Origin of the sequence: Sulfitobacter sp. HI0129, assembly GCF_001635395.1 — a bacterium.
Lineage (GTDB): Bacteria > Pseudomonadota > Alphaproteobacteria > Rhodobacterales > Rhodobacteraceae > Sulfitobacter.
The window spans coordinates 1-707 of the sequence record NZ_LWGH01000726.1; the positions used below are offsets into that span (position 1 = coordinate 1).

The 707-nt window shown below is 65.9% G+C and carries 1 protein-coding gene; it reads right to left on the reverse strand.

Annotation, left to right across the window (positions count from 1 at the left end):
* The coding region (locus A3764_RS18025; RefSeq protein ID WP_150122277.1) for a glycerate kinase type-2 family protein at window positions 1–670 on the reverse strand (670 nt) is incomplete at its 3' end.
* Window positions 671–707: the final 37 nt, after the last annotated feature.

Consider the following 707-nt stretch of genomic DNA (forward strand, 5'->3'; position numbering starts at 1 on the left):
GCGGCAGATCGATGCCATAGGCCGCGATCAGGGCGTCGATATCGACCCTGTCGCGTGAGGGAACCGTTGGCCCTGACGCCACGTCCGACAGAACATCGCCGGGAATGTCGGAAACCACGAGGCTCACGATCGGGGTCGGCCCGGCGTGGAGCGCCAGCCTGCCGCCCTTTACGTCGGAAAACCGTCTGCGAAGGATGTTCATCACCGAAATGGGCGCGCCGGAAGCAAGGAGCGCGCGGTTCAGGGTCTGTTCATCGGCAAGCGTGAACCCTTCGGGCGGGGCGGCGAGCAGGGCGGAGCCGCCGCCGCAGATGAGCGCGATCACCAGATCGTCGGGCGTGAGATCCTTGAGTGTTTCGCGGATGCGGCGGGTGGCGTCCATGCCCGCCTGATCCGGGACGGGATGGGACGCCTCCAGAATGTCGATCCGGCCCGCTTTTTCCCCATAGCCGTAGCGGGTGACGACCACGCCCGAAAGCGCGCCCTGCCACTTTTCGTCTAGCGTGCGGGCCAGTTGTGCTGCCCCCTTTCCGGCCCCGATCACCACGGTTCGTCCCTTGGGCGGGGGCGGAAGATGCCGTGACAGAGCCGTTTCGGGCAGGGCCGCGGTGACCGCTGCGTCAAAAAGTTCCTGCAGCAGCTGTCTGTCAGCGTCGGTGTCGTTTTGCATCCGCGATCCCCGTCATGGTCTTGCGCGGGTAGTCTAG